The organism is Brachyspira catarrhinii (genome assembly GCF_005518285.1).
Lineage (GTDB): Bacteria > Spirochaetota > Brachyspiria > Brachyspirales > Brachyspiraceae > Brachyspira > Brachyspira catarrhinii.
This window is the reverse complement of sequence record NZ_SJDU01000903.1, coordinates 1-277: the sequence shown is the minus strand read 5'-3', so window position 1 is coordinate 277 and position 277 is coordinate 1. Positions and strand designations below refer to the sequence as shown.

1 rRNA gene is annotated in these 277 nt (G+C 42.2%); it reads right to left on the bottom strand.

From position 1 onward, the window contains the following. Positions 1 to 277: ribosomal RNA gene (locus EZH24_RS13770) — 23S ribosomal RNA — on the bottom strand; the annotation flags it as partial.

Genomic DNA, 277 nt, shown 5'->3' with positions numbered 1-277 from the left:
CTACCCAGATTCAAACAGGGTTTCACGTGCCCCGCCCTACTCAGGAACGACATAACCTCAACTATATGATTTCGTATAAGGGACTATCACCCACTATGGTTCGCTTTTCCAAAACGATTCTACTATCATACAGATTAAAGTCGAAATATGCAAGTATTTCACATGTCGCCCTACAACGCCGCTATAACAAAATCTTGCAACTTGGCATTATAACGGTTTAGACTCTTCCCCTTTCGCTCGCCACTACTGAGGGAATCTCAATTTTGATTACTTTTCC